At 66.1% G+C, this 24360-nt stretch carries 22 protein-coding genes; 6 read left to right on the top strand and 16 right to left on the bottom strand.

Going from position 1 to position 24360, the window contains the following annotated elements; all coding sequences use genetic code 11:
• Nucleotides 1-20: 20 nt before the first annotated feature.
• Nucleotides 21-1187 (bottom strand): methionine adenosyltransferase, encoded by a 1167-nt coding sequence (gene metK / locus GYH26_RS14420; RefSeq protein WP_161542243.1) that lies wholly within the window; start codon nucleotides 1185-1187, stop codon nucleotides 21-23.
• A gap of 266 nt (nucleotides 1188-1453) precedes the next feature.
• On the opposite strand from metK, the gene GYH26_RS14425 reads away from it, so the two are divergent.
• Both GYH26_RS14425 and fabF read left to right on the top strand, forming a co-directional pair.
• Entirely contained in the window at nucleotides 1454-1702 is a 249-nt protein-coding gene (locus tag GYH26_RS14425; RefSeq protein WP_012845171.1) for an acyl carrier protein, read from the top strand.
• A gap of 40 nt (nucleotides 1703-1742) precedes the next feature.
• Nucleotides 1743-3041, top strand: a complete 1299-nt coding sequence (gene fabF, locus GYH26_RS14430) for a beta-ketoacyl-ACP synthase II (protein ID WP_161542244.1) — start codon at nucleotides 1743-1745, stop codon at nucleotides 3039-3041.
• A 3-nt stretch (nucleotides 3042-3044) separates the two neighbouring features.
• Here fabF and GYH26_RS14435 read toward each other — a convergent pair whose 3' ends face one another.
• Entirely contained in the window at nucleotides 3045-3332 is a 288-nt protein-coding gene (locus GYH26_RS14435) for a DUF721 domain-containing protein (RefSeq protein WP_014068141.1), read from the bottom strand.
• An 89-nt stretch (nucleotides 3333-3421) separates the two neighbouring features.
• Between GYH26_RS14435 and GYH26_RS14440 the strand changes: the two genes are divergently transcribed.
• The 3 genes from GYH26_RS14440 (at nucleotide 3422) to GYH26_RS14450 (ending at nucleotide 6615) form a co-directional block, all read left to right on the top strand.
• Nucleotides 3422-4828, top strand: coding sequence for a TolC family protein (locus GYH26_RS14440; protein ID WP_161542245.1), 1407 nt, complete (start codon nucleotides 3422-3424; stop codon nucleotides 4826-4828).
• A gap of 38 nt (nucleotides 4829-4866) precedes the next feature.
• Nucleotides 4867-5481, top strand: a complete 615-nt coding sequence (locus GYH26_RS14445; protein WP_012845175.1) for an MlaC/ttg2D family ABC transporter substrate-binding protein — start codon at nucleotides 4867-4869, stop codon at nucleotides 5479-5481.
• Nucleotides 5482-5562: 81 nt separating this feature from the next.
• Nucleotides 5563-6615: a hypothetical protein gene (locus tag GYH26_RS14450; protein WP_161542246.1), complete on the top strand. Its 1053-nt coding sequence runs from the start codon at nucleotides 5563-5565 to the stop codon at nucleotides 6613-6615.
• Here the strand turns inward: GYH26_RS14450 and GYH26_RS14455 are convergent.
• Nucleotides 6529-8148, bottom strand: coding sequence for a hypothetical protein (locus GYH26_RS14455; protein WP_206751732.1), 1620 nt, complete (start codon nucleotides 8146-8148; stop codon nucleotides 6529-6531). The two genes, GYH26_RS14450 and GYH26_RS14455, sit on opposite strands and share 87 nt — an antisense overlap.
• 187 nt (nucleotides 8149-8335) lie before the next feature.
• Here GYH26_RS14455 and GYH26_RS14460 point away from each other — a divergent pair, with 187 nt between their 5' ends.
• Nucleotides 8336-8845: an outer membrane protein gene (locus GYH26_RS14460; RefSeq protein ID WP_161542248.1), complete on the top strand. Its 510-nt coding sequence runs from the start codon at nucleotides 8336-8338 to the stop codon at nucleotides 8843-8845.
• A gap of 304 nt (nucleotides 8846-9149) precedes the next feature.
• On the opposite strand, the gene ftsZ is transcribed toward GYH26_RS14460, so the two are convergent.
• From ftsZ to mraZ, 13 genes are all read right to left on the bottom strand, one after another.
• On the bottom strand, nucleotides 9150-10391 hold the full coding sequence (gene ftsZ, locus GYH26_RS14465) for a cell division protein FtsZ (RefSeq protein WP_161542249.1): 1242 nt from the start codon (nucleotides 10389-10391) through the stop codon (nucleotides 9150-9152).
• Nucleotides 10392-10475: 84 nt separating this feature from the next.
• Entirely contained in the window at nucleotides 10476-11744 is a 1269-nt protein-coding gene (gene ftsA / locus GYH26_RS14470; RefSeq protein ID WP_161542250.1) for a cell division protein FtsA, read from the bottom strand.
• On the bottom strand, nucleotides 11737-12558 hold the full coding sequence (locus GYH26_RS14475) for a cell division protein FtsQ/DivIB (RefSeq protein WP_161542251.1): 822 nt from the start codon (nucleotides 12556-12558) through the stop codon (nucleotides 11737-11739). Before GYH26_RS14475 ends, ftsA begins: the two co-directional genes overlap by 8 nt.
• The gene (gene murC, locus GYH26_RS14480) at nucleotides 12545-13951 is read right to left on the bottom strand and encodes a UDP-N-acetylmuramate--L-alanine ligase (protein WP_174238104.1); all 1407 of its coding nucleotides are present in this window, start codon (nucleotides 13949-13951) and stop codon (nucleotides 12545-12547) included. Before murC ends, GYH26_RS14475 begins: the two co-directional genes overlap by 14 nt.
• A 29-nt stretch (nucleotides 13952-13980) precedes the next feature.
• The gene (gene murG / locus GYH26_RS14485) at nucleotides 13981-15171 is read right to left on the bottom strand and encodes an undecaprenyldiphospho-muramoylpentapeptide beta-N-acetylglucosaminyltransferase (protein WP_161542253.1); all 1191 of its coding nucleotides are present in this window, start codon (nucleotides 15169-15171) and stop codon (nucleotides 13981-13983) included.
• Entirely contained in the window at nucleotides 15171-16349 is a 1179-nt protein-coding gene (locus GYH26_RS14490) for an FtsW/RodA/SpoVE family cell cycle protein (protein WP_161542254.1), read from the bottom strand. The genes murG and GYH26_RS14490 overlap by 1 nt, the downstream gene beginning before the upstream one ends.
• Nucleotides 16346-17713: a UDP-N-acetylmuramoyl-L-alanine--D-glutamate ligase gene (gene murD / locus GYH26_RS14495; protein ID WP_161542255.1), complete on the bottom strand. Its 1368-nt coding sequence runs from the start codon at nucleotides 17711-17713 to the stop codon at nucleotides 16346-16348. Before murD ends, GYH26_RS14490 begins: the two co-directional genes overlap by 4 nt.
• 7 nt (nucleotides 17714-17720) lie before the next feature.
• Nucleotides 17721-18866 carry a phospho-N-acetylmuramoyl-pentapeptide-transferase gene (gene mraY / locus GYH26_RS14500; protein WP_161542256.1) on the bottom strand — a complete coding sequence of 382 codons (1146 nt, stop codon included), beginning with the start codon at nucleotides 18864-18866 and terminating at the stop codon, nucleotides 17721-17723.
• A gap of 2 nt (nucleotides 18867-18868) precedes the next feature.
• Nucleotides 18869-20404 (bottom strand): UDP-N-acetylmuramoyl-L-alanyl-D-glutamate--2,6-diaminopimelate ligase, encoded by a 1536-nt coding sequence (locus GYH26_RS14505; RefSeq protein ID WP_161542257.1) that lies wholly within the window; start codon nucleotides 20402-20404, stop codon nucleotides 18869-18871.
• Nucleotides 20395-22464 (bottom strand): penicillin-binding protein, encoded by a 2070-nt coding sequence (locus GYH26_RS14510; RefSeq protein WP_161542258.1) that lies wholly within the window; start codon nucleotides 22462-22464, stop codon nucleotides 20395-20397. Before GYH26_RS14510 ends, GYH26_RS14505 begins: the two co-directional genes overlap by 10 nt.
• 36 nt (nucleotides 22465-22500) lie before the next feature.
• The gene (locus tag GYH26_RS14515; protein ID WP_161542259.1) at nucleotides 22501-22914 is read right to left on the bottom strand and encodes a hypothetical protein; all 414 of its coding nucleotides are present in this window, start codon (nucleotides 22912-22914) and stop codon (nucleotides 22501-22503) included.
• Entirely contained in the window at nucleotides 22911-23894 is a 984-nt protein-coding gene (gene rsmH, locus GYH26_RS14520; RefSeq protein WP_161542260.1) for a 16S rRNA (cytosine(1402)-N(4))-methyltransferase RsmH, read from the bottom strand. The genes GYH26_RS14515 and rsmH overlap by 4 nt, the downstream gene beginning before the upstream one ends.
• Nucleotides 23894-24337, bottom strand: coding sequence for a division/cell wall cluster transcriptional repressor MraZ (gene mraZ / locus GYH26_RS14525; protein ID WP_012845190.1), 444 nt, complete (start codon nucleotides 24335-24337; stop codon nucleotides 23894-23896). Before mraZ ends, rsmH begins: the two co-directional genes overlap by 1 nt.
• Nucleotides 24338-24360: the final 23 nt, after the last annotated feature.

Raw genomic sequence — 24360 nt, forward strand, 5'->3', positions numbered from 1 at the left:
AAAAGCCTGTGCCGGCTTTGTCAGGCATAGCGTGAAACGGCCTGCTTGAGTTCTTCGACGCGGTCGAGCGCCTCCCACGGAAACTCCGGACGTCCGAAGTGGCCGTAGGCGGCCGTGGCCCGATAGCGCGGCTTGAGCAGATCCAGATCCCGGATGATCGCGGCCGGCCGCAGATCGAAGACCTCGCGCACGGCCTCCACCAGCACTGCATCGGGCACGACGCCCGTGCCGAACGTGTTCACGTCGATCGAGACCGGCTCGGCCAGACCGATCGCATAGGCAATCTGCACCTCCACCTCGTCGGCGAGTCCGGCGCCCACGATGTTTTTGGCCACGTAGCGGGCGGCGTAGGCACCCGAGCGGTCCACCTTGGACGGGTCCTTGCCGCTGAAGGCCCCACCGCCATGCGCCCCTTTGCCGCCGTAGGTGTCCACGATGATCTTGCGGCCGGTCAGCCCCGTGTCGCCGTGCGGCCCACCGATGACGAAGCGGCCGGTCGGGTTCACATGCAGGATAAGCCGGTCGTCCACCAGCTCGGGCGGGAGCACGCGCGGCAGCAGAATCTCCCGGATGTCTTCGCGAATGCGCTCCTGCGTGACGTCTTCGGCGTGCTGGGTCGAGACGACCACCGTGTGGATGCGCCGGGGTGTGCGTCGGTCGTCCTCGTACTCGACCGTCACCTGGCTTTTAGCATCCGGGCGCAGATACGGCATCAGGTGTGGCTCTTCCTTGCGGATGCGGGCCAGCTCACGCACGAGCCGATGCGCCAGCATGATCGGCAACGGCATCAGCTCGGGCGTCTCGCGGCAGGCGTAACCGAACATCATGCCCTGATCGCCCGCGCCCTGCTCGCCGGTGGGCGCCCCATCGACACCCTGACGGATGTCCGGGCTCTGCTCGTGGATGCTGGAGAGCACGCCGCAGCTGTCGGCATCGAAGCGAAGCCGCGGATCCGTGTAGCCGATTTCGCGGATGACGTCCCGGGCGATCTGCTGCACGTCGACGTGCGCGCGCGTGTAGACTTCCCCGGAAAGCACCACCAGTCCGGTGGTCACCAGCGTCTCCACGGCCACGCGGCTGTGCGGGTCCTGCGCCAGCATCGCGTCCAGAATGGCATCCGAGATCTGATCGGCGATCTTGTCCGGATGCCCTTCGGAGACCGACTCGGAAGTAAACAGGTAGGCCATCGAAGCTCCCTCAAAGGTTTAGCTGCAGCCAAATTCTTTTTAAAGCGAGCCGTTAACGCCCCGTTTGCTTACAGGGTTCAACGCTTTATGTGAAGAACGATTCCACGGAACCCCTTGATAAGGTTGCACGTTGGCGGGCTTCGTCTGCAGCACCACGTTGCCCCGCAAGCCGTGGTGTTGTATTTTGGGATGATTTACGAGCTACGGGCCTCGGCCCGCACACTCTCGACAGCAAAACCGCGGATCAACCAAGGAGGCGTAGCACTATGGCCACCAACGACATCGAAGCCAAGGTGAAAGCCATCATCGTGGAGAAGCTCGGCGTCGACGAGGCCGACATCACGCCGGAGGCTTCCTTCACGAACGACCTCGGGGCCGACTCGCTCGACACGGTCGAACTCATCATGGAATTTGAAAAAGAATTCGACATCACGATCCCCGACGAAGAGGCGGAGAAGATTGTGACGGTGGGCGACGCGATCAAGTACCTGAAGGAAAAGATCGGCCAGGCCTGATCGAGCCTCTGTTCCGAGCCCGGCGGCACCCGATTGCGCGATGCGCCGGGCTTTTCTGTACCTGTCCGAACCGGAAACGATCATGGCACAGCGACGACGCGTTGTGGTCACGGGCATGGGCGCCCTGACGCCCATCGGGCTGAACGTCCCGGACTTCTGGGAAGCGCTGCTGCAGGGCAAAAGCGGGGCGGCCCCCATCACCCGCTTCGATCCTACCCCGTTCGATACGCACTTCGCCTGCGAACTGAAGGGGTTCGATCCGCTGGACTACATGGACCGCAAAACGGCCCGGCGCCTGGACCCCTTCGCCCAGTACGCGCTGGTGGCCACCGACGAGGCGCTCCGGGATGCCGGACTGGATCCCGAAAAGCTCGCCGCTTCGGAAAAAGACCGGATCGGGGTGGTCTTCGGCAGCGGGATCGGCGGCATGCAGGTGTTTCAGGAGCAGACCGCCCAGTATCTGCAGCGGGGCGCGCGCTTCATCTCGCCGCTGTTCATTCCGATGCTCATTCCCGACATCTCGGCCGGTCACCTGGCCATCCGCTACGGCTTCCGCGGCCCCAACTACGCCGTCGTCTCCGCCTGCGCCACGGCCAACCACAACCTCGGCGACGCTTTTCTGCTCATTCAGCGGGGCATGGCCGACGTGGTGCTCTGCGGTGGCAGCGAGGCGCCCATCACCGAAATGGCACTGGGCGGCTTCAACGCGATGAAGGCGCTCTCCACCCGCAACGACGACCCGGCCCGGGCCAGCCGTCCCTTCGACGCCACCCGCGACGGGTTCGTCATGGGCGAAGGCGCCGGGGCGCTGGTGCTCGAAGAGCTGGAGCACGCGCGCCGACGCGGCGCCCGCATCTACGCCGAGGTGCTCGGCATCGGCATGTCGGCCGACGCCCACCACATCACCGCCCCGGATCCCGAAGGCGAAGGGGCGGTCCTGGCCATGCAGGCCCTGCTGCGCGACGCGAACCTCCGGCCCGAAGACGTTGACTACATCAATATGCACGGCACGTCCACCCCACTGGGCGACGTGGCCGAAACGAAGGCGATCAAGCGCGTCTTCGGCGAGCACGCCTACCGGATGAACGTGTCCTCAACGAAGAGCATGACGGGCCACCTGCTGGGCGCGGCCGGCGCCGTCGAGGCCATCGCCACGATCCTGGCCATCGTACACCAGACCGTACCGCCCACCATCAACTTCGAGCACCCCGATCCCGAATGCGACCTGAACTACACGTTCAACGCGCCGCAGCAGCGCCCCGTACGTGTGGCGATCAGCAACGCCTTCGGTTTCGGCGGGCACAACACGGCCGTGGCTTTCGGCCGCTACGAAGCATAGCCGTTACTTGAAGACGATTTCGTCGATCAGCGGCGCGCCCAGCGCTTCGTTCAGGCGGGCGCGCCACTGCTCCCGCTGCAGGTGCAGCGTATGGCGCCAGGCCGCCGAGGTCAGGCGCACGTAGAGTTTGCGATCGCGCACCCAGGCCGAATCCGTCACCCGATTGATCCGGGGGCCGGCCAGCGCCGCCCAGGTTTCGATGATGTGCACGGCGTCGATGCGCCCGCGCAGCCCCCATCGTTCGATGACTTCTTTTAAAATTTGTCCCAGCGGCTGTGGTCCGGATAGCATAGGCGGGTGCGGGGAAGAGTTTTTGCAATAAGGTAGCCGCCCGCATGGATTCTGTCCAGTCGAAAATGCAAAAAATCCGAGTTTGCCGTATGCGTCCCTTGCTGCTCTGCGCGTGGTTGCTGACCCTGGGCCCGGGACTGCTCGAAGCCCGGGCGCAGTCGGCCGACACGCTCCGTCTGACGCTGATTCAGACGCTGCAACGCGCGCTCGAAGTCAGCCCCGACCTGCAGGCCGTCGAAGCCCGACAGGATTTCGCCGAAGCCCGCTACGATCAGGCCCGCGCCAGCCGCTTCCTGACGCAGTTTCAGCTCCAGACCGCCCACGCTGTGGGGCCGGGCCTCAAGATCCCTGAAAACAACACCTTTTCCACCGAAGCCCTGTACCTGAATCCCGAGGTGCGCAACGACTGGCGCAACGTGCGGCCGTTCAACCAGCTCGAAATCCAGCTCATCCAGCCGCTGTGGACCTGGGGCGAACTCAGCGGCCAGATCCGGGCCGCCCGCTACGGCACCGAGGTCGAGGCCGCCGGCACGCGCCAGAAAGCGCTGGAAGTGGCTGCCCGCACCGGCGAGCTGTACTTCAGCCTTCAGCTCACCGAAGCGCTGCTCCGTCTGGCCCGCGAAACCGGCGAAATCCTGGACCGCGCCAAGGAAGAGGTGAACCGTCTGCTGCAGGAAGGCGACCCCACGGTGGACGACGCCGACCTGTTTCAGCTCCGCATCACCGAGCAGGAGTACCTGCAGCGTGTCGTCGAAGCCGAAGAGCGCCACCGGATCGCCCGCTCGGCGCTGGCCCGTCAGCTCCTGCTGCCCGATAGCGTGGTGATCGACCCGGCCGAAGGGCCGCTGGCGCCCCTTTCGTTCACGCTCCAGCCACTGGAAACCTACCTGGAACTGGCCGAAGCCAACCGCCCAGAGATCCAGCAGGCCCGGGCCGGACTGGCCGCCCGCGAAGCCCTCGTGGATGTGGCCCGCTCGGACTACTACCCGAAGCTGTTCCTGGGCATCTCCGGCCGCTGGACCTACACGGCCGGCCGCTACCGCCAGCCCAATCCGTACATCAGCGATCCCTACCTGGGCGAAAGCCTGCGGGCCGGGCTCGGCTTCCGGCTGAACCTGAACTTCGGCCAGACGCGCGCCCGCGTCGAGCAGGCCCGCGCCCAGCGCAACGAAGTGGCCTACCAGCTGGAAGCCGCCCGCCAGCTCGTGCGCTTCGAAGTCGAAGAAGCCTACCGCAACGTCCGGATCGCACAGGCGGCGCTGGAAGCCCGCGACCGGGCCCTGACCATCAGCAAGGAATGGCTGCGCACCGAACAGATCAACTTCGACCTGGACCTCGGCGACACCGAAAACCTCGTGCGGGCCGTCCGTGAAAACCTCGAACTGCAGGCGCGGTACTACGAAGCTGTCTACAATTACAACCGGGCCGTGCTGCGCCTGCAACGCGCCGTCGGTGTGCTCGACCTGAACGTGCGGCGCGGCACGCTTGTTGAATAAATTCGCAACACCTGATTCGCCAACAACCTGCTGCGATAATGAACACCCCGAAACTTCTCGTGCTGCTGCTGATCGGCCTGCTGCTCGGTAGCTTTTCCGTTGCCCGGGCGCAGTCCAGTCCCGAAGCGCAGAAACTCCGCCAACTGCTGGAGTCGCGCGACCGCCAGATCAAAGCGCTGCTCGACGCCGGTCCGCTGACGTCCGAACGCCGCGAGCAGCTCAAAGACCTGATCAACGGCGTCGTCGACTTCGAGACGATGGGCCGGCTGGCACTGGGTCCCTTCTGGAACGACCTGACCCCCGCGCAGCGACAGGAGTTCGTCGAGGTCTTCAGCGACATCGTGCGCGAGCAGTCGCTCTCGGACCTGGACATCTACCGTGCCCGCGTGCGCTACGACCGCGTCGAGGTGCAGGGCGACAGCGCCCGCGTCGTTACCACCGTCACCTACAAGGAAACGCCCACGCAGGTGGTCTATCTGTTCACGCGCCGCGACGGCCAGTGGAAGGCCTACGACATCATCATCGACGAGGTGAGCACCGTCGAAGGCTACGCCCGCTCCTTCCAGAGCGTGATCCGCAAGCGGGGCTTCGACGCGCTCATGAACAGCCTCCGGAAAAAGCAGGCCCAGCTGGCCCGCTCCAGTTCTTCGTAAAACGAAAATTTCAAATCTTTGCCGAAAACCCGGCGCCTTTCGTATCGTTGGGTTGAGACCCCGGGTCTTAACCTTAACGTAATGGCCGGTCCGCTTCAGGAGGGATACGTACTGCACACCTATGGCGCCGAGCGCTACGTGCGCCATGCGGTGGCTTCGGTAATCACGCTGCGGCGGCACGACCCGAACCGGCCGGTGGCGCTTTTCTGTCCGGACGAGCACCGGGCGCTGCTGGAACGGCACGGGCTGGATCGACTCTTTCAGGTGATCGCGCCGCTGCCCGAGGCGCATCGCTCCATCGTCGGTTTCAAACACCATCTACACCGGTTCATGCCCTTCGACCGGTGCCTGTTCGTCGATGCCGACATGATCTGGTGCCGCAATCCCGATCCGCTCTGGCAACAACTTGCGGCCTTTCCGTTCACGGCCACCGGCCTGGAGCGTGCCGACTTCTTTTTCGGCGGCCCCAAAGGCCTCGGCGTGGTACTCGATGTGCTGCTGGATCGCCGGCGCCGGACGCTGCGCCGCTTCGGCCTGACCTATCTGCCGCGCGTGCAGGCCGGAATGATCTACGCGCAGGATGCGACGCTGACGCGCACCGTCTGCGAACTGGCCTCGGAGTTTCTCGCCCGCCGCCACGAGACGCACTTCCGCAGCCGCCTCCACGAAGGCCGCAGCGAGGAATCCTGTGAGTGGAGCCTCGCCATGGCCATGAGTCGGCTGAACCTGCCCGTTTTCCCCTGGTTTGCCGGCCAGAACAGCCCGCAACTGGATTACATCGACGACCTGACCTCCCACGACCCCGACTTCAACCGGGTAACCTGCCGCTACTACACGGACCGCTTTGTGTATTCGCTTCGCGGGATTCCATCGCCGTTTCTGCGCCGGTTGCTGCTGAACCTGTTGACGCGCCTGCCGGGACGCGGCGACTACATGGAAGTGACGCCCTTTGCCCTGCACTTCGGCTGGCTGCACCAGAAGCAGCCGTTTTATGCCTTTGCCGAAAAAGTCTGGGCGGAGCTGACCCGCACGCCCGAAACGATCCCGCTACCGGACGGTGAGCAGATGCCAGAGCATGACGGTATGGCCGGTGTAGAGCCCCCGGCTCAGCCCGAACAGCACGGCAAGGAGTAGCCAGCATCCGGGGTGCAGCACGGCCAGCACCGCACGCAGCCAGCCCGGTCCTGCCACCACCTGCGCCACGTCGCGGAGCGTTCGCACCAGCGCCCAGCCTTCCACGAGCAGCCATAGCGCCAGCAGGACGTGCCCGGTCCCGGCATCCGGCTTCAGGCTGAGCGCGGCGATCATCAACAAAAAGAGCGGCCACCGGGGCATGTGCGCCAGCGTCCAGGCCTGCACGAAGCCGGTGCGCCGTCCCCATCGGCTGAGCAGTCGCACCCCCAGCGCCCAGCCTCCCAGCAGCACGAGACTCCCCGGCACCACGAGGAGCAGCACAGAGGGCGTCCGAACAGCTTCAACGATCGGCGTTGCCAGTTCCGGCGGAAGCAGTCCGACCAGCCAGGCGGCGGCCGGACTTTCCCGAAGCATCGCGGCCGTGACGGCCAGCGTGACGCCCAGCGCCACCCCTTCGGCCAGTCCCAGCACGCTCAGCGCCCCCGTCGGAAGATCACGGCCGTACTGCACAGCCTCGGCATAGAAGCCGTGTGCCCGGAAGTAACGCGCTCCCAGCAACCGAAACAGCGGCGAGAGCCGGTAGCTCAGCACCAGCAGTACGATCGGCACCCATCCGACCAGCACCGCCCAGGGCCAGGAATCCGACGGAGAACGCCCGGCCGGAAAGGCAAAGACCGTTTGCGTTCCCGCAAATACGCCACGCACCACATCAAGCGCCGGTCGCGCCCGCCCCTGCTGATCGTGCAGGCCATAGGCTTCCACAAACGGGCGATCCAGGTGCAGCGCTGGCCGCCGACGCTCGACATCCTGCCAGCGGTAGACGAACACCCACCCCTCAAAAGCCCCCTGCAGACGGTTCAGATGATGCTCCAGATAGCGCGCCTGCCATTCGGGCGAGTGCGGCACGCGCAGGCCACGGAGCGTATCGGCCCGGACCCAGGTGCCCAGCCGCCCGAGTCCGACAGGCACCGTCGGATGCGCCTGCTGCCAGCGCCGGAGCAGTTGCAGGGGATCTGCGGCATCGCGCGCGTCCAGCAGCACAAAATCCACCGCCTTCCCGCACCGATCGCCCTCGATGAAGCGCGTCTCGTAGTACACCTGCAGGTCCGGACGCGCCCGTCGCACGTCATCCCGCAGCGACTCGAAGTAGGCGCAGGCTTCCGGATCGGCCGTGTCGGCCAGCCGGGCCAGCCCGACGGCCCGCACCGAGGGGTGCCCGGCAATCTGCGCCAGCAGCCTGCGCAGCATTTCCCGGGCTTCAGGCCAACGCCGTCGAAGTTGCCGGGCCGGCTCTTCCGTGATCGGTAGCTCAACGAAAAGCGCAAGCCCCAGCGAGTCGGCCGCCGTCAGCAACCACGCCGGCACCGAATCCGTCTCCAGCCGCAGCGCTTCGGCGCCAGTCTGTCGGATGTGCTGCCACTGGTGCAGTGCCTGCACCGTGTCGTCCGGAAGCCGCCACACCAGCCCCCACGTCTGGGCCCTTACGCCTGAAAGTCCGGATATTCCGAGCAAGATCAGGAGCCCGATAGCCAAAGCTTTAGAAATAATGACAGAAAAAATGTTTGGCTTCAAGGTTACAAATTCGTTATCCGGGCGCTTGCCGTTTCAACACGTGCATTGTATCTTAAGGCGCATTCAGCGCCGTTCCCGGAAAATACGGCACAATCCTTTCTTCTCGAAACAGCGATCCCGTTATCTAAAACCAAACCGTACCATCGCCATGAGACACGCAGCTTTACTGCTGACCGCCCTCTTTTTTGTGACCGCTGCAAAGGCGCAGGTCCCCTCGCCGGTTACGTTTGAACTGGGTCCCCGCGTCGGTTATGACATCGGGGGAGATGTAGAAGAGGCCTTTGTGGGCGTCGATGCCCGGCTGGGCGTCATGGTCCTGCCCATCGACTTCCAGGCCACGTTCGACTACTACTTCATGGAAGAAAATGTAACGTTCTGGCAACTGGGTCTGAATGCCCTGCTGGGCTTCGGGCCGGGTCTTGTCTTTACGCCCTATGTGGGGGCCGGCCTGGGTATTGCTCGTACGTCGGTCAGTGCCGACCTGGGCGACTTCGGCGAATTCAGCGCCAGCGATACCGACACCGGCATCAATCTGATCGGCGGTGCCCGCTTCGGCGTTGGTCCGATTCGGCCCTTCGTACAGGCGCAGGTTACCGTCCTGGGCGATGTCGATCTGGTGACGATCGCCGGCGGGTTGCTGTTCAAATTCGGGCCCTGAGCCTAAACGGATCGTTTCGGAGCAAAACCAGAAAGGGCCGCGTCTGACTGGACGCGGCCCTTTTCTGTTAGCAGCCTCATCGGCCGCCCGCTGAACCACAACCCCTGCAGGTCGGGGCAACCTGCAGTGTACGGACCGTGCTCGTCGGTCCGGTGGTGGGGTGCTGCGCACCCGCCACCCGTCGGGCTGGCCGTCCGGGTCCGGCCCGGCCTCGGCCACCGCAATGCACGGGCAATCTCGGAAACGTCGGTGTCATCTGTATGTCACCGATGTCGCGGGCGAGGCGACCGATCACGCGGCCGCATCAGTCCAGCATCTTGCGCAAAAAAGCCGGCGTGTCCGGATTGTCCTTCCGGATACGTTCGCCCCGCTCCCGGAGTTCGTCCGCCTGCAGCCGGCGGATGTTTCCCAGGCGTTCCCCTTCGGCCGGCGTCGTGCCCGGAATGACGCGCCGTTCGAAAGCCGGCGTGTCGAGCCGCTTCAGATTCTCCTCGCCTTTGTAGTTGATGTACGGGTCTTCGGGCTCGAGCGGGACGGTCCGGCGACGTCCCACCGTCTCCGGCCGCTGCTCGCGGTCGAAGCCGGTGGCGATGACCGTCACGCGCAGATCGTCGCCCATGTTATCGTCGATCACCGTACCGAAGATGACCTCCACGTCCTCGCCGGCTTCCTGCTGGATGATACGAACGGCCGTGGTGGCCTCCCGGATACCCAGCGACCGGCCGGCCGTGATGTTGACCAGCACGTTCCGGGCTCCGGCGATCGATAGCCCGTCCAGCAGCGGGCTCGAAATGGCCGCAATGGCCGCCTTTTCGGCCCGGTTCTCGCCCGAGGCCACCGCCGAGCCCATGATCGCCGTGCCCCCGTTCTGCATGGTAGTCTTCACATCGGCGAAGTCTAGGTTGATCAGGCCGTGCACGGTGATCAGATCGCTGATGCCGCGCGTGGCGTTGTAGAGCACCTCGTCGGCCTTCGCAAAAGCTTCCAGCAGCGTGGTATTCTCGTCGGAAATGTCGAGCAGGCGCTCGTTCGGGATGACGATCAGCGTATCGACGTTTTCCTTGAGCAGGGCAATACCGTCGAGGGCGGCCTTCATGCGCTTGGGCCCCTCGCACTCGAAGGGTTTCGTGACGATGGCCACCGTCAGGATGCCCAGCTTCCGGGCGATGGCGGCCACCACGGGCGCACCGCCGGTACCCGTGCCGCCGCCCATGCCGGCCGTGATGAAGACCATGTCATAGCCTTTGAGCGCCTGTTCGATCTCCTCACGGCTTTCCTCGACAGCCTGCGCGCCGACGGCAGGTCGGGCGCCGGCACCCAGGCCCTTGGTCAGATTGCGTCCGACCTGAATCTTCACGGGCGCCTTGTTGGCGGCCAGCGCCTGGGCATCCGTGTTGATCGCGATGAAATCGACACCCTGGATGCCCCGCTCCAGCATGTTGTTGATGGCGTTGCCGCCACCACCGCCGATCCCGACGACACAGATCTTCGCTTCCGGATGCGCCGAGTCGTCGAACGCGAAGCGCGAACTGATGGACTGTTCCATGACTCCCCTCAATTTTTGGTTGTGGTTCAGCTTGTTTATTCCTCAGGCGCCGGGGCGAGCATCCCCGTCGCCATCGTGCCCCGACTACAGTTCGTTGAACCAGGCCTTCATGCGGCTGGCGATCTTGCGCAACAGCATTTCACCCGGCATCGATTCGCCAGCACTCCGGGCGTGGACCTCCTGGCTCAGACCGGGCGACCCGATCAGTTCGGGTCGCAGGCCGTAGAGGACCAGCCCCACGGCCGTGGAAAACTTCGGATCGCTCACCTCGGCCACCATGCCGCCCGAAATCCCCATGGGCGAACCGATCCGGGCTTCCATGCCGAGCACGTCGGCCGCCAGTTCGGCCGTGCCCGGAATGAGCGCGCCGCCGCCGGTGAGCACCACACCGGCCGCCAGATGCCGCGCATACCCGCTCCGCTTGATCTCGATGGCCGCAATCTCCAGAATTTCCTCCATGCGCGGCTGAATGATCTGCGCCAGCGTGCTTCGGCTGATGCGCTTTTCAGGTCGCCCGCCGATGCCCGGAATGGTGATCTCCTCGTCCTCTTCGATCAGATCGACCATGGCCACCCCGAAGCGGCACTTGAGCCGCTCGGCCTGGTCGCGCATGATCCCCAGCCCCTTCCGGATGTCGTCGGTCACCTTGTTGCCGGCCACGGCAATCACGCCGGTGTGCCGGATCGTGTTGTCCTCGAAGACGGCGATGTCGGTCGTGCCGCCACCGATGTCGATCAGCGCCACGCCTATTTCTTTTTCGTCCGGGTGCAGCACGGCAAACGACGAAGCCAGCGGCTCGAGCACCAGGTCGGCCACCTCGTAGCCGGCCTTTTCGACGCAGCGATACACGTTTTTGGCGGCCGACACCAGCCCCGTGATGATGTGCACATTGGCCTCCAGGCGCACGCCGCTCATGCCCACCGGATCGACCACGCCGTCCTGTCCGTCCACGATGAACTCCTGCGGGATGACGTGCAGGATCTCCCGGTCGGCGGGCAGCGCCACATGCGTGGTGTCTTCCAGCAGCCGCTCGACGTCGCGCCGCGTGATCTCGCCGTCCCGGTTCGAGATGGTGATGACGCCGCGGCTCTGGAAGCTCTGGATGTGATCGCCGGCAATGCCCACGATCACCTGGCGCACCTGGATGCCGGCCGTCCGCTCGGCCTCGTGGAGGGCCGCCTGCAGCGAGGCCACCGTCTTGTCGATGTTCACCACGACGCCCCGGTTCAGGCCGTCGGACTCGGCCACGCCGACGCCCAGAATGTTCACCCGATTCGCCTCGTCGGCCGAAGCCACCACGGCACACACTTTCGTGGTGCCGATGTCTACGCCCACAACAATGCGCTCATTCATGGCCCATCGCAGATTTTTGGGTGGACGGATGCGCCTCCTCGCGCACCACGATCTGATTCGCAAAACGCAGGTCGATCAACGAAAACGTCTTGTGTGGTTGCGTCAGCACCGCCTGTTGCCAGAAAGCCACCAGACGACGCAGCCGCCGCTCGAAGTCTTTCCGGCCCAGCCGAACCGGAACGCTGTGCTGTCCGGCTGCCGGCGTCGTGTAGAGCCAGAACTCGCCGTCCGGCGCCCGCACGATCTCCGAGATGAGCGCGCGTGCCGGGTCTTCCAGCCCGGCCAGGGCCGCCAGCAGCACCCGCACCGATTCATCCTCCAGCGGTCGCATCGGATGGGCCGGTCCCTGCACGCCGTAGAGCAGCGGCACGTCGGGGACCGGTCCGCGTCCCGGCGGCATGCCGTAGCCTTCGGCGTCCAGATAGCGCAGGGGACGGCCTCCGGCATCCATCTGAAGCACCACCGGCACCCGTTCTGCCACGGCAATGCGCAGCGTACCGGTGGGCCAGCGCGTGACCGAAGCCGCCTGCACCCACGGATGGCGCGCGACCCGATCGGCAATCAGCGCCGGATCCAGGTCGAACAGCGCCGTGCCGGAATCGACGGCGGCCAGACGCCGCAGCTCTCCGGGATCGGCCTGACGCGCCCCCACGATCTCAATGCGCGTTAGCCGCACGCTCTCCAGCCACAGCCAGGCCACGCCGCAGAGGGCCAGCACCGGCACCCCCGTCACCAGCAGCCGGAGCAGCCGGCGGCGGACACCCGACTTCTTCGTCGGAGTCCTGCGGGTCGTATGTGCCTTACGAGGCGGCATGCGGCAACGCTTCGGTCAGTTTCAGGTAGTCCAGCAGCTCGCGGGCGGCCCGCCAGATGTCGCCGGCTCCCATGAACAGCACGGCATCACCCGGCCGGAGCACGTGCTCCAGCAGGTAGCCCGGAATCTGCTGACGCTCGGGTACGTAGTGCACGTCGCGGTGACCGAAACGCCGGGCCAGCTCGGCAATGCGCTCGCCGGTAACGCCCGGGATCGGCGCCTCGCGGGCGCCGTAGACGTCGGTCACCACCAGCACGTCGGCGTCCACGAAAGACCGGGCAAAATCCTCCTGAAAGTCCCGCGTGCGACTGTACAGGTGCGGTTGAAAGACGGCCACCAGCCGACGGTCGGGCATGGCCGTGGCGGCCGCTTCCAGCGTCGCCCGGATTTCCGTCGGATGGTGGGCGTAGTCGTCGATGACCAGCACACCGTGCACCTCGCCCAGCCGCTCGAAGCGACGGCGGACGCCCGTAAAGCGGGCCAGCCCGGCCTGAATGGCCTCGAACGGAATGTCCAGCTCCAGCCCCACGGCCACGGCCGCCAGTGCGTTGCGCACGTTGTGCAGACCCGGCACCTGAAGCTGGATCGTGCCCAGCGGCTCGCCCTGCAGCAGCACGTCGAAACGGGAGCCGAAGCCCTCGAACTGTACATTTTCGGCGCGAATCTCCGCCTGTCGGGCCAGCCCGTAGGTGCGCACGCGGCGATCCAGCTGCCCCACCAGCGCCTGCACGTTCGGATCGTCCAGGCACAGGATGGCGGCCCCGAAGAAGGGGACGCTGCCGGCAAACTGGCGAAAGGCGGCCATCAGGTCGTCCAGGTCGCGGTAGATGTCCAGATGCTCCGGCTCGATGCTGGTCACCACGGCCAGCGTGGGCGTCAGCCGCAGGAACGTGCGGTCGTATTCGTCCGCCTCAATCACGATGATGTCGCCCTCGCCGGCCACCGCGTTCGACTCGAAGGCGGCCACCTTGCCGCCCACAATGATCGTCGGGTCGAACCCGCCTTCGGACACCACCAGCCCTACCATCGACGTGGTGGTCGTCTTGCCGTGCGTGCCGGCCACCCCGATGCCAAACTTCATGCGCATCAGCTCGCCGAGCATCTCGGCCCGGGGAATCAGCGGAATCCGACGGCGGAGCGCCTCCAGCGTCTCCGGATTCTCCTGCGGCCGCACGGCGGACGAATAGACCACCACGTCGGCGTCGCCCACGTGCTCGGGCCGATGGCCCTCGTAGACGACGGCACCCAGTCGCTCCAGCCGTTCCGTGATCTCGCTGCGCTTCAGATCGGACCCCGTCACGCGGAAACCGCGCAGCAGGAGCACCTCGGCGATCGAGCTCATGCCGATGCCGCCGATGCCCACCATGTGCACATGGCGAACCCGCCCGAACAGGGGCGGTCGGCGCCAGTTTCCGCGACGGATCATGCGGTTTTCCTGTTTTTTCTCCGTTCGGTTGCCAGTTGCAGCACGTCGGCGGCAATCTGCGCGGCGGCTTCCGGACGCGCCATGCGCCGCGCCGCCTCGCTCATGGCCGCACGACGCTCCGCGTCGGCCAGCAGCGTCCACACCTCCTGCACCAGCCGTTCGGTCAGCACAGCCTCCGGTACGTGCCGGGCGGCTCCGGCACGCTCCATACTTTCGGCGTTGCGCGTCTGGTGATCGGCCGCCACGCGCGTGGCCGGCACCAGGATGGCCGGCGTGCCGGTCACCATGAGTTCGCTGCAGGTCAGCGCACCGGCGCGGCACAGCACCAGGTCGGCCGCGGCATAGGCCGCCGCCATGTCTTCGATGTAGGGCAGCAGGCGAATCCGGTGGTGCAGTTGCTTTGCCATCGCGTCCAGCCGTTGCCGCACGGCCATGTAGTGCGCCCGGCCCGTCTGCCAGAGCAGGTGCAGGCGCGACTCCTCGAGCAGCGTCGGCAGCACCTGCAGCAGCGCGTCGTTGAGCACCATGCTGCCGAGCGAGCCGCCGAAGACGAACAGCACCTGTGCCTCGGCCGGCAGCCCGAAGCGGCGGCGGGCTTCCAGGCGGGACACGTCTCGGAGCGACGCCCGCACCGGATTGCCGCTGAGCACGCACCGTCCGGCCGGAAAGTAGGCCTGCGCCTCCGGGAAAGCCACGTAGACACGGGCGGCCCACCGCCCCAGCAGCCGGTTGGTCAGCCCCGGGAAGGCATTCTGCTCCTGCAGCACAAGGGGGCGCCCCAGCAGCCGGGCCGCCACAAGCACCGGTGCCGACACGTAGCCGCCGGTGCCCACGACGACGTCCGGATCGAACGCCCGGACAAGCTGCAGGCTTTCGGTGAGCCCCTGTGCCAGCTTCCCCGGCACCTGCAACATCCGGAGTGAAGGCCGGCGCGGCAACGCCGCGGCCGCAATCGGATAGATCGGGAAGCCGGCCGCCGGCACGGCCCGCCATTCCAGTCGCTCGCGCGTGCCGGCAAAGGCGATCACCGCTTCCGGACATTGCGCCCGGATCGCCTCGGCAATGGCAATGGCCGGATACACATGGCCCCCGGTGCCACCGCCTGCCAGCAGCACGCGCGGCACCTCGCCGGCAGCCGCCAGCACGGCCGCCGGCACTTCAGGTTCTCGCTGGAGCACTTCGGACATCAGGACCGCTCCGTTTCAGGTGATTGAACACGTCGGGAAACGCTCAGCAGCAGCCCCACCAGAACACCGCTGGTCAGCAGCGACGTGCCGCCGTACGACACGAACGGGAACGGCAGGCCCGTCACCGGCAGCAGCCCACAGGTGACCGCTGCATGTACGAAGCCCTGCAGCACCAGCATGGTCGTGGCGCCGAAGGCCAGGAAAAAGCCTAAAGGGTCGGGCGCGTGCCGGGCAATACGCAGGTACCCGCGAAACAGCAGCACCATCAGCGCTCCCAGCAGCAGCAGCGCCCCGATCATGCCGTATTCCTCGGCCACGATGGCAAAGATGAAGTCGTTGTAGGGCGCCGGCAGAAAGTCACGCTGCACGCTCTTGCCGGGCCCGACGCCCGTCAGCCCGCCCATGGCAAAGGCAATGCGTGCCTGGCGCGCCTGATACCCTTCATTCTGTGGATCGAATACCGCCTCGGCCTCCGTGTGCGGGAAAATCTTGGTGCCCAGGAAAGCCTCCACGCGGGCCGCCCGCTGCGGCGAGGTCAGCAGCATCAACGTAGCCAGCAGCAGCCCGAGCAGCCCCGAGCCGGCCAGGTGCAGCACCCGCACCCGCCCCACAAAACACAGCAGCAACATGGTGGCCGTCAGCAGGGCGGCCGTCGAAAGGTTTTCGATACCGATCAGCACGGCCGTCAGCAGGATCCAGAACAGCAGCGGAAGGAAGCCCCGATCGAACGAACTGATATAGCTCTGCTTGCGCGTGAGCAGCACCGACAGGTGCAGCAGCAATGCCACGCCGGCCAGCTCCGAAGGCTGAAAGGCCAGCGAGCCGATGCGGAGCCAGCGCGTCGCCCCGCCGAAGGCCACGCCGGCCACCTGCACCAGCAACAGCAACCCCAGCGAGCCCAGCAGCAGCGGCTTGCTCCAACGGGCCAGCCGCCGATAGTCCATGCGCGACACCACGACGATCGCGCCGGCCGCCAGCAGCACGCGCACCAGATGGCGCAGCAGCAGGCGCTCCGGTTCGCCCCCGGCCTTCGTCTCGGCCAGGAACGACACGGCACTGTAGACGGCCACCACGCCGAAAGCCATCAGCGCCACCACCACGAGCTGCACGTAGCGGTCGGCCGAGGACTTCGACGCCGCGGTCGTCTTCGATCGGGATGTCGCGCGCAGTCGATTCATTGCAGACTCATCACCAGGCGGCGGAAGGTGTCGCCGCGATCCTCGTAGTTTTCGAACATGTCGAACGACGCGCAGGCCGGGCTGAGCAGCACCACGTCGCCCGGCTCGGCAAACACGCGGGCGTACTGGATCGCTTCCTCCATGCTCTGCGCTTTGACGGCGTGCGGCACGAGCGGCCCCAGCTCACGCAACAGCTTGTCGGCGCTTTCGCCGATGGCTACCAGCGCCCGCACCTTCTCTTTCACCAGCGGCTTGAGCACCGAGTAGTCGTTGCCCTTGTCCCGCCCGCCGGCAATCAGCACAATCGGGCAGGAGAAGCTCTCCAGGGCGTACCACACGGCGTTCACGTTGGTGGCCTTCGAGTCGTTGACGTAGCGCACGCCGTCAAGCTCGCGCACGAACTCCAGGCGGTGCGGCACGCCCTCGAAGCTTGCCAGGCTTTCGCGCACCACGTCGTTACGCACCTCCATGACGCGGGCCGCAACGGCCGCCGCCAGCGAGTTGTACAGGTTGTGTCGCCCGCGCAGGGCCAGCTCATTCGCGTGCATAAGGACTTCCTCCTGCTGTTCGATCCGAAGGATCAGGTAGCCGTCGCGCACGAAGGCGCCGGCCGGCAATTCCGTCCGCTGGCTGAAGCCGAGCACCCGCAACCCCCGTTTGCGATGGGCGCGCTCGGCCGCCATGCGGATGAGTTCGTCGTCGTGATTGTACACCAGCACATCCGCATCCCGCTGGTTGGCGAAGATGCGGAATTTGCTCTGCGCATATTCATTGAAGTTGTAGTTGTAGCGGTCCAGGTGATCCGGCGTGATGTTCAGCAGCACGCTCACGCGCGGCCGGAAGGTGGCCACGTGGTCGAGCTGGAAGCTGGAGACTTCCAGCACCACCACATCGTCGGGCGTCGTATCGAGCACATAGTCGGAAAACGGATAGCCGATGTTGCCGGCCACGATCGTGCGCCGTCCGGCCCGCCGGAAGATGTAGCCGATCAGGCTGGTGGTGGTCGTCTTGCCGTTGGTGCCCGTGACGGCCACGATCGGCGCGCGGCAGAACCACGAGGCCACCTCGATTTCGGAGTACACGGGCAGGCCGATCCGCCGCGCCTGCTGCACCAGCGGGGCCGTCGAGGGTACGCCCGGACTGATCACCATTAGGTCGGCCTCCAGCGCCCGGGGCGTGTGCCCGCCGAACTCGTAGCGCACGCCCAGCTCCTCCAGCGTCGCTTCCAGCCCCGGCGGTGCCGGCTGCTGCTCGGTCAGAAACACTTCGGCACCCGCCTTCCGCAGCAGCCGGGCTACGGCCAGCCCGCTTCGGGCGCCTCCCACCACCGTTACCTGTTTTTTTCGCAGCTCCTCCGGTCGCATCGCTCCTTTACCGAATCCGCAACGTCAGCAGCGTGGCCAGCACGGTCAGCGCCGTTACGATCCAGAACCGGATCACGATCTTCGACTCGTGCAGCCCCATTGCCTCAAAGTGATGATGCAACGGCGCCACCCGAAACACCCGGCGTCCGGTGCCCGTGCGCCAGCGCGTGTATTTGAAATAGGTCGTCTGAATGATCACCGAAAGCGCCTCGACGAAATAGACGGCGCCCAGCAGCGGCAGCAGCAACTCTTTTTTGACCATCAGGGCCAGCGTGCCCACGGCCGCCCCCAGCGCCAGCGCACCCGTATCGCCCATGAAGACCTGGGCCGGATAGCCGTTGTACCAGAGGAAGCCCAGACAGGCCGCCGCCATGGCCGCTGCAAACACGGCCAGCTCGCCCACACCCGGCAGGTACAGGTCGTTGAGAAAGTCGGCCAGGATGGCGTTGCCCGAGATGTAAGCGAACACCATCAGACCACCCGCCACGAAGGCCGTCGTGCCGGCCGCCAGCCCATCAAGTCCATCGGTGATGTTGACCGCGTTCGATACGGCCGTCACGATGAAGACAGCCACCGGCAGGTACACCACCCAGCCGATGTCCACCGGCAGCCCATCGCCGAAGAAGTAGTAGTCGAAAACCTTGTCTTTCAGAAACGGGACATAGGTGATCGTATGGATCTCGGCAAACTGGGGATGAAAGTAGAGCACGCTCCCCACGATCAATCCCAGACTCACCTGGCCGATCAGCTTGATGCGCGGGGCCAGCCCTCGTTTGTCCCGTAGAATCGTCTTGATGTAATCGTCGGCCAGTCCGAAAGCCCCCATCCAGGCCGTGGCCAGCAGGGCCAGCCAGACGTACACTTCGGCGATCGCCCCCCAGAGCAGTACGGACGTCAGGAGCGAGAGCAGGATGATCAGACCGCCCATGGTCGGCGTGCCGGCCTTGTGGGCGTGGCTGACCGGCATGTCGTTGCGCACGTGCTCGCCGAGCTGCTTGCGCTGCAGCCAGCGAATGATGCGGCGGCCCACAAAAAGCGACAGGGCCAGCGCCGTCAGCGCGGCCAGCACCGCCCGCACCGTGATGAACCGGAACACCTGAAAGCCGGGCGGCTGGTAGGTGGCTTCGAGATATTGCAGCAGGTAGTACAGCATCGTTACAGAAACCGGATCGAAGGCGGACGCGCCGGCGTGTGGTAGTGTTCGAAGTATTCCTGCACCAGCTGACGATCGTCCAGTGGAATCTTTTCGGTGCCGATGATCTGATAGGCCTCGTGCCCTTTACCGGCCACCAGCACCACATCGCCCGGGCGGCATAGCTTCGCGGCCTGTTCGATAGCCCGGGCCCGGTCCACCTCCCACAGCGCCGCTTCGGGGTGCCGCATGCCCTGGCGAATGTCTTCAAAAATCTGGAGCGGATCTTCGGAGCGCGGGTTGTCGCTGGTAACGATTACGCAGTCGGCCAGTCGCTCGGCCACGGCGCCCATCATGGGCCGCTTGCCCCGATCGCGCTCGCCTCCGCATCCGAAAACGCACCATAGACGCGCCCCTTCGGGCATCACCTCGCGGATCGTGCGCAGCACGTTTTCGAGCGCATCGGGCGTGTGCGCATAGTCAACGATAGCCGTGGTGCCGTCTTCGAACGTGAAGCGTTCGAAGCGGCCGGGAATCTGCGGCACGCGCCCCAGCGCCTCCAGCAGCAGGTCGGGATCCAGTCCCATGGCCCGTCCCACCCCGTAAGCGGCCAGCAGGTTGTAGGCGTTGAAGCGGCCCACCAGCGGAAAGCGCTGCAAACGACCGTCAATGTTGAGCGTCAGGCCTTCCAGGCTGTGGCCGACAATGCGCATGCGCAACTGGGCATCTTCCCGCTGGCCGTAGCTGATGCAGCAGGCCTGCGTGTCGGCCACCATGGCGGGACCGCTGGGATCGTCGATGTTGTAAAGTGCCGTGGCCCTGAACGTCAGCCCGTCAAAGAGCTTCTTTTTGGCTTTCAGATAGGCCTCGAACGAGCCGTGATAATCCAGGTGGTCGCGCGTCAGGTTCGTAAAGACCGCGATGGAGAACGACAGGCCGGCCACCCGCTCCTGCTCCAGCGCATGCGAGGAGACTTCCATCACACAGTTCTTGCAGGGGACGCCCGTCATGCGCCGCAGCAGGTGGTTTAGCTCGATGGGCCCCGGGGTGGTATTCGACGCCGGAAGCTCATGCCGGCCGAACCGGTAGCAGACCGTCCCGATCAGACCGGTTTCCTGGCCGATGGCGTTCAGCATGTGATAGACCAGGAAAGCGGTCGTCGTTTTGCCGTTGGTGCCCGTAATGCCGATCAGACGCAGCCGCCGGCCCGGATTCATGTGAAAGATCGTGGCCAGTATGCCGAGCGCCCGCCGGCTGTTGGACACCTGCACAAAGGTGACTTTCGGAAAGCGTTCGGCGAACGCCTCCGGCACGACTTCACCCACCACGGCCACGGCGCCTCGCTCGATGGCCTGTTCGATGAACTGGTGGCCGTCGACGCGCTCGCCCCGCACGGCGACAAACAGCCCGCGCGGCTGCACCTCCCGGCTGTCGTCCGTCAGGTGCGTGAGCTTCCGCGCGGTCGCCGATCCGACGACCGTCTGCAACAGCCCCTCACGCTCCAGTCGCTGGAGCACCCGGGTCAATGGGATCGGTTGTTTCGGGATAGCTACCGGCATCGCAGATAGACCTCGCTGGGTAAGGGAGCCCCGGGTTCGGGCCACTGGGCTACCACCTGTCCATGTCCTTCAACACGTACCCCCACGCCGAAGGCGGCCAGCCAGTAGGTGGCCTGCCGTGCGCTCAGGCCCCGCACGTCGGGCATGCGGCGTACGAGCGTGTCGGGCGGCGTTACCTCCAGACGCACAGCATCGCCGGGCGTTATCGGGGCTTCGGGCGCCGGACGCTGACCGGTGACAAAGGCCAGCGCCCCGTCCGGGCCGGCTACCCGCACCCTCAACCCTTCGGCCTGAAGCCGCGCACGCGCGACGGCCAGCGGCTGTCCTTCCAGGGTCGGAAGCGGCCGTGTCACCTGCTCTGGCAACTCCTCGCGGGGGGCCATGCGCTCGGCAATCTTCGGGAAGGTGCCGATCCAGCGCTCGGCAACGCGTCGGAAGATGGGCGCGGCGACCTGCCCTCCGTAGATGCTGCGGCGCGGCTCGTCGAGCACCACGATCAGCGCCACCTGGGGATCGTCGGCCGGGAAGAAGCCCACGAACGACGCCCGGTAGGCGCCCGGCTGGTAGCGTCCGTCCACCACCTTGAAGGCGGTGCCCGTCTTGCCGGCCACCGGCAATCCTTCAACCCGCGCCGCCTTACCTGTTCCCTCGTTGACCACCCGCTCGAAGACGGGGAGCAATTGCCGAGCCGTCTCGCGCCGAAAGGCCCGCCGGATCGAGTCGGGCCGCGCGCGCCAGAGCACCTCCCCCGTAATCGAACGCCGCTCGGCCACCACGAACGGCCGCACGAGCAGTCCGCCATTGGCCAGTGCGCAGTAGGCCGTCAGGATCTGGAGTGGCGTGGCATCGACTTCGTAGCCGATGCTCATGGAGGTCAACGTGGTGCCGCTCCAGCGGGACGGACGCTTGAGCGTGCCGCTCACCTCGCCGGGCAAGTCGATCATCGTGGGTTGCCCGAAACCCAGATTGCGGGCATACTGGTAGAGAACGCCGGGCTTGAGCCGCGTGGCGATTTTGGCGATGCCCACGTTGCTGGAATGCACCAGCGCCTCGGCAAACGAGATGCGGCCGTAGGCATGCACGTCGCGCATGGTGCGTCCGGCGAAGACGGCCCAGCCGGCGCCGGTGTCGATCGTATCGTCGAGCGCCACCACGCCCTGCTCCAGCGCGGCAATGGCCGTGATCAGCTTGAACGTGGAGCCGGGTTCCATGCGGTCGGTGATGGCCCGGTTGCGTCGGGCTTCCTCCGGAGCGGCGGCCGGCCGGTTGGGATCGTAGGTGGGCACGTTCGCCATGGCCAGCACGGCCCCTGTGCGTGGATCCATGGCGATGGCCGTGCCCCAGCGGGCGCCCGCCTCGGCCACGCCACGTGCCAGCTCCTCTTCCAGAATCGTCTGGCGGATCAGGTCGAGCGTCAGCACCAGCGTCTGCCCGTGCTCGGGCTCGACGACCTCACCGCCCACCATCGGCTTGAGCACCCCGCGACGATCGCGCTGGACCACGCGCCGCCCGGGGCGTCCCTGCAGGTACCGATCGTACTGCAGCTCCAGGCCGGCCAGTCCGCGGCCGTCGGCTCCCACGTAGCCGAGCACGTGCGCCGCCAGCGAACCATAGGGATACCAGCGGCTGAAGCGGGGCTCCAGAATGACGCCCGGCACCTCCCAGCTTTCGATGGCCTTCTTCTGGGCCTCGGTCAGCCCTCGCCAGAGCACCACGTAGCGCGGACTCGCGCGCCGGGCCACCCGTTGCCGGAAATACGCCGCCGACCTTCCGGTCAGGCGCGCCAGTCTTTCAAAGAACGTGGAAGCCTGTGCGGCAAAGCCTTCGACTTCAGGATCGAGCGCCAGGTCGTAGCGCACCGTGTTGACGGCCAGCGCCCGCCCGGCCCGATCGAGCATTTCCCCCCGCATGGCGGGGATCTCCACGACGGCCCGCACCTGCCGCCGCCCTTCGGCCCGTAGCGCCGCGCCCTCGCCCAGATAGATCCAGAGCATGCGCCCCACGATGGCCAATGGCCAGAGCGCCATCAGCACCAGCACCACATACAGGCGGGTCAGCATTTGATCGCGGGGCTCCACGGCACAGGCGCATAGGCTTCAGGGTTGCACGTGAATGACCACCGGTCCGTAGGTGAAGCCTTCCTCCAGACCCAGCGCCCGGGCGCGCTCGTAGATGACGGCCGGACTCGTGGCCCGGTCGAATTCGCCCTTCAACCGGTTGTACGTGAGCACCAGTTGCAGATGCTCGCGCCGCAGGCGCTGCACTTCCTGAAGCGCCTCCCGCGTGGCGTACACGTGCCACACGTAGGCGAGAAACAGCAATGCCGCGCCGATCACATACAGCGTGAGCCGCCGCGCCGAGAAGCGGACGCCCCGGAGCTGATCCGCCCGGGTCGTCTCCCGGCGGGCCAGCTCGCGCCACGACGGCCAGCGTGTCGTCGTACGCGCCGTCGGCCGTCTCGGACGGCCGGCACGACCACTTCGGTCTGTTTTTGTGCGTGTTCCGATCATGCGTTTTCCGTTTCCGCTACCCGTTCAGCAATGCGTAGCCGGGCGCTTCGGGCCCGCGGGTTGGCGGCCACTTCGTCGTCGGAGGGTCGGATCGCCCGGCGGGTCAGCGGCCGCCAGGGCGCGATCAGGCGCCCGTAGAAGTCACGCACGGGCTCGCCTTTCAGGTTGCCATAGCGCAGAAAGCGCTTCACGCGCCGGTCCTCCAGCGAATGGTAGCTGAGCACGGCCAGCCGTCCGCCCGGACGCACCCGGCGCGTGGCGGCTTCCAGTGCCCGTTCCAGCGCCTGCAATTCGTCGTTGACGGCAATGCGCAGCGCCTGGAAGACGCGCGCCAGTGTCTTGGTCGCCTCCTTTGGCGGCACCTCGCGCCGCACGACCTCGGCCAGTTCGGCGGTGGTGCGGATCGGCCGGGCCCGACAGATGGCGCGGGCCAGTTTGCGTGCACGTGGCTCCTCGCCATAGCGCCGCAGCACCTCGGCCAGCTCGTATTCGCTCCAGCGCTCCAGGAGCTGTGCGGCCGTCGGACCCGGACTCGTCGGGTCCATGCGCATGTCGAGCGGCCCTTCGGCCTGGAAGCTGAACCCGCGCAGCGCTTCGTCGAGCTGGTGCGAGGAGACGCCCAGGTCCAGCAGCAACCCGTCGATCTGTGCCACCCCGAGCCGGTCCAGGATCGCCTCCAGGTCGGCAAAATTGCCCTGCACGAGCTGGAGACGTCCGGCCTCGATGGCGTCGCTCAGCCGGCGGCGCACCGCCTCCAGGGCCTCCGGGTCCCGGTCGATGCCGATAACACGCCCTTCGGGCGCCAGCGCATCGAGCAGGGCGGCCGCGTGCCCGCCACCGCCGATCGTGGCGTCCACGTAGCAGCCCGCCGGATCGGTGACCAACCCTTCGACGACAGCCTTCCAAAGAACCGGTACGTGATACGGCGAGCCATAAGGCCCCGCCGCTCCGGTATCTGTATGCGCCGACCGCTCGCTCATCACGCCGCCATCACCCTTTCGGCCAGCGTCTCGTAGCTCTCCATTTCCCTGTTCACGAACTGATCGAACGTGGCCGGATCCCAGATCTCAATGTGATCGAGCGCCCCGATGATCAGCGCCCGATCCTTGATGCCCGCAAACTCCATCAGCGGCTTGGGCAGCACGATGCGCCCCTGCCGGTCCAGCGTGACCTCCTCGGCCCAGCGCAGCAGCTGGCGCACGAAGTTGCGCGCCTCGCGCTGATACAAGTTGAGCGACATCATCTGCTCTTCGATCTCCTCCCAGCGATCGAGCGGATACAGGAAGATGCACTGCTCGAAGCCGCGCGTGGCCGTGAAGGTCCCCTTGGCCTCGGGCTTCAGGACGGCCCGCATTTTGGCCGGAATGGCCACCCGGCCTTTCTCGTCCACGGAGTACTCGGCCTGTCCCTTGAAGCCCGCCATTGCGCTTCCCCGTGCAGGGTCCT

The sequence above is a fragment of the Rhodothermus marinus genome, from assembly GCF_009936275.1.
Lineage (GTDB): Bacteria > Bacteroidota > Rhodothermia > Rhodothermales > Rhodothermaceae > Rhodothermus > Rhodothermus marinus_A.

What these genes read in the sequence shown, in the direction of transcription:
- metK (WP_161542243.1), bottom strand. Translation starts at nt 1,187, where the DNA reads ATGGCCTACCTGTTTACTTCCGAGTCGGTCTCCGAAGGGCATCCGGAC.
- GYH26_RS14425 (WP_012845171.1), top strand. Translation starts at nt 1,454, where the DNA reads ATGGCCACCAACGACATCGAAGCCAAGGTGAAAGCCATCATCGTGGAG.
- fabF (WP_161542244.1), top strand. Translation starts at nt 1,743, where the DNA reads ATGCGCCGGGCTTTTCTGTACCTGTCCGAACCGGAAACGATCATGGCA.
- GYH26_RS14435 (WP_014068141.1), bottom strand. Translation starts at nt 3,332, where the DNA reads ATGCTATCCGGACCACAGCCGCTGGGACAAATTTTAAAAGAAGTCATC.
- GYH26_RS14440 (WP_161542245.1), top strand. Translation starts at nt 3,422, where the DNA reads ATGCGTCCCTTGCTGCTCTGCGCGTGGTTGCTGACCCTGGGCCCGGGA.
- GYH26_RS14445 (WP_012845175.1), top strand. Translation starts at nt 4,867, where the DNA reads ATGAACACCCCGAAACTTCTCGTGCTGCTGCTGATCGGCCTGCTGCTC.
- GYH26_RS14450 (WP_161542246.1), top strand. Translation starts at nt 5,563, where the DNA reads ATGGCCGGTCCGCTTCAGGAGGGATACGTACTGCACACCTATGGCGCC.
- GYH26_RS14460 (WP_161542248.1), top strand. Translation starts at nt 8,336, where the DNA reads ATGAGACACGCAGCTTTACTGCTGACCGCCCTCTTTTTTGTGACCGCT.
- ftsZ (WP_161542249.1), bottom strand. Translation starts at nt 10,391, where the DNA reads ATGGAACAGTCCATCAGTTCGCGCTTCGCGTTCGACGACTCGGCGCAT.
- ftsA (WP_161542250.1), bottom strand. Translation starts at nt 11,744, where the DNA reads ATGAATGAGCGCATTGTTGTGGGCGTAGACATCGGCACCACGAAAGTG.
- GYH26_RS14475 (WP_161542251.1), bottom strand. Translation starts at nt 12,558, where the DNA reads ATGCCGCCTCGTAAGGCACATACGACCCGCAGGACTCCGACGAAGAAG.
- murG (WP_161542253.1), bottom strand. Translation starts at nt 15,171, where the DNA reads ATGTCCGAAGTGCTCCAGCGAGAACCTGAAGTGCCGGCGGCCGTGCTG.
- GYH26_RS14490 (WP_161542254.1), bottom strand. Translation starts at nt 16,349, where the DNA reads ATGAATCGACTGCGCGCGACATCCCGATCGAAGACGACCGCGGCGTCG.
- murD (WP_161542255.1), bottom strand. Translation starts at nt 17,713, where the DNA reads ATGCGACCGGAGGAGCTGCGAAAAAAACAGGTAACGGTGGTGGGAGGC.
- mraY (WP_161542256.1), bottom strand. Translation starts at nt 18,866, where the DNA reads ATGCTGTACTACCTGCTGCAATATCTCGAAGCCACCTACCAGCCGCCC.
- GYH26_RS14505 (WP_161542257.1), bottom strand. Translation starts at nt 20,404, where the DNA reads ATGCCGGTAGCTATCCCGAAACAACCGATCCCATTGACCCGGGTGCTC.
- GYH26_RS14510 (WP_161542258.1), bottom strand. Translation starts at nt 22,464, where the DNA reads ATGCTGACCCGCCTGTATGTGGTGCTGGTGCTGATGGCGCTCTGGCCA.
- GYH26_RS14515 (WP_161542259.1), bottom strand. Translation starts at nt 22,914, where the DNA reads ATGATCGGAACACGCACAAAAACAGACCGAAGTGGTCGTGCCGGCCGT.
- rsmH (WP_161542260.1), bottom strand. Translation starts at nt 23,894, where the DNA reads ATGAGCGAGCGGTCGGCGCATACAGATACCGGAGCGGCGGGGCCTTAT.
- mraZ (WP_012845190.1), bottom strand. Translation starts at nt 24,337, where the DNA reads ATGGCGGGCTTCAAGGGACAGGCCGAGTACTCCGTGGACGAGAAAGGC.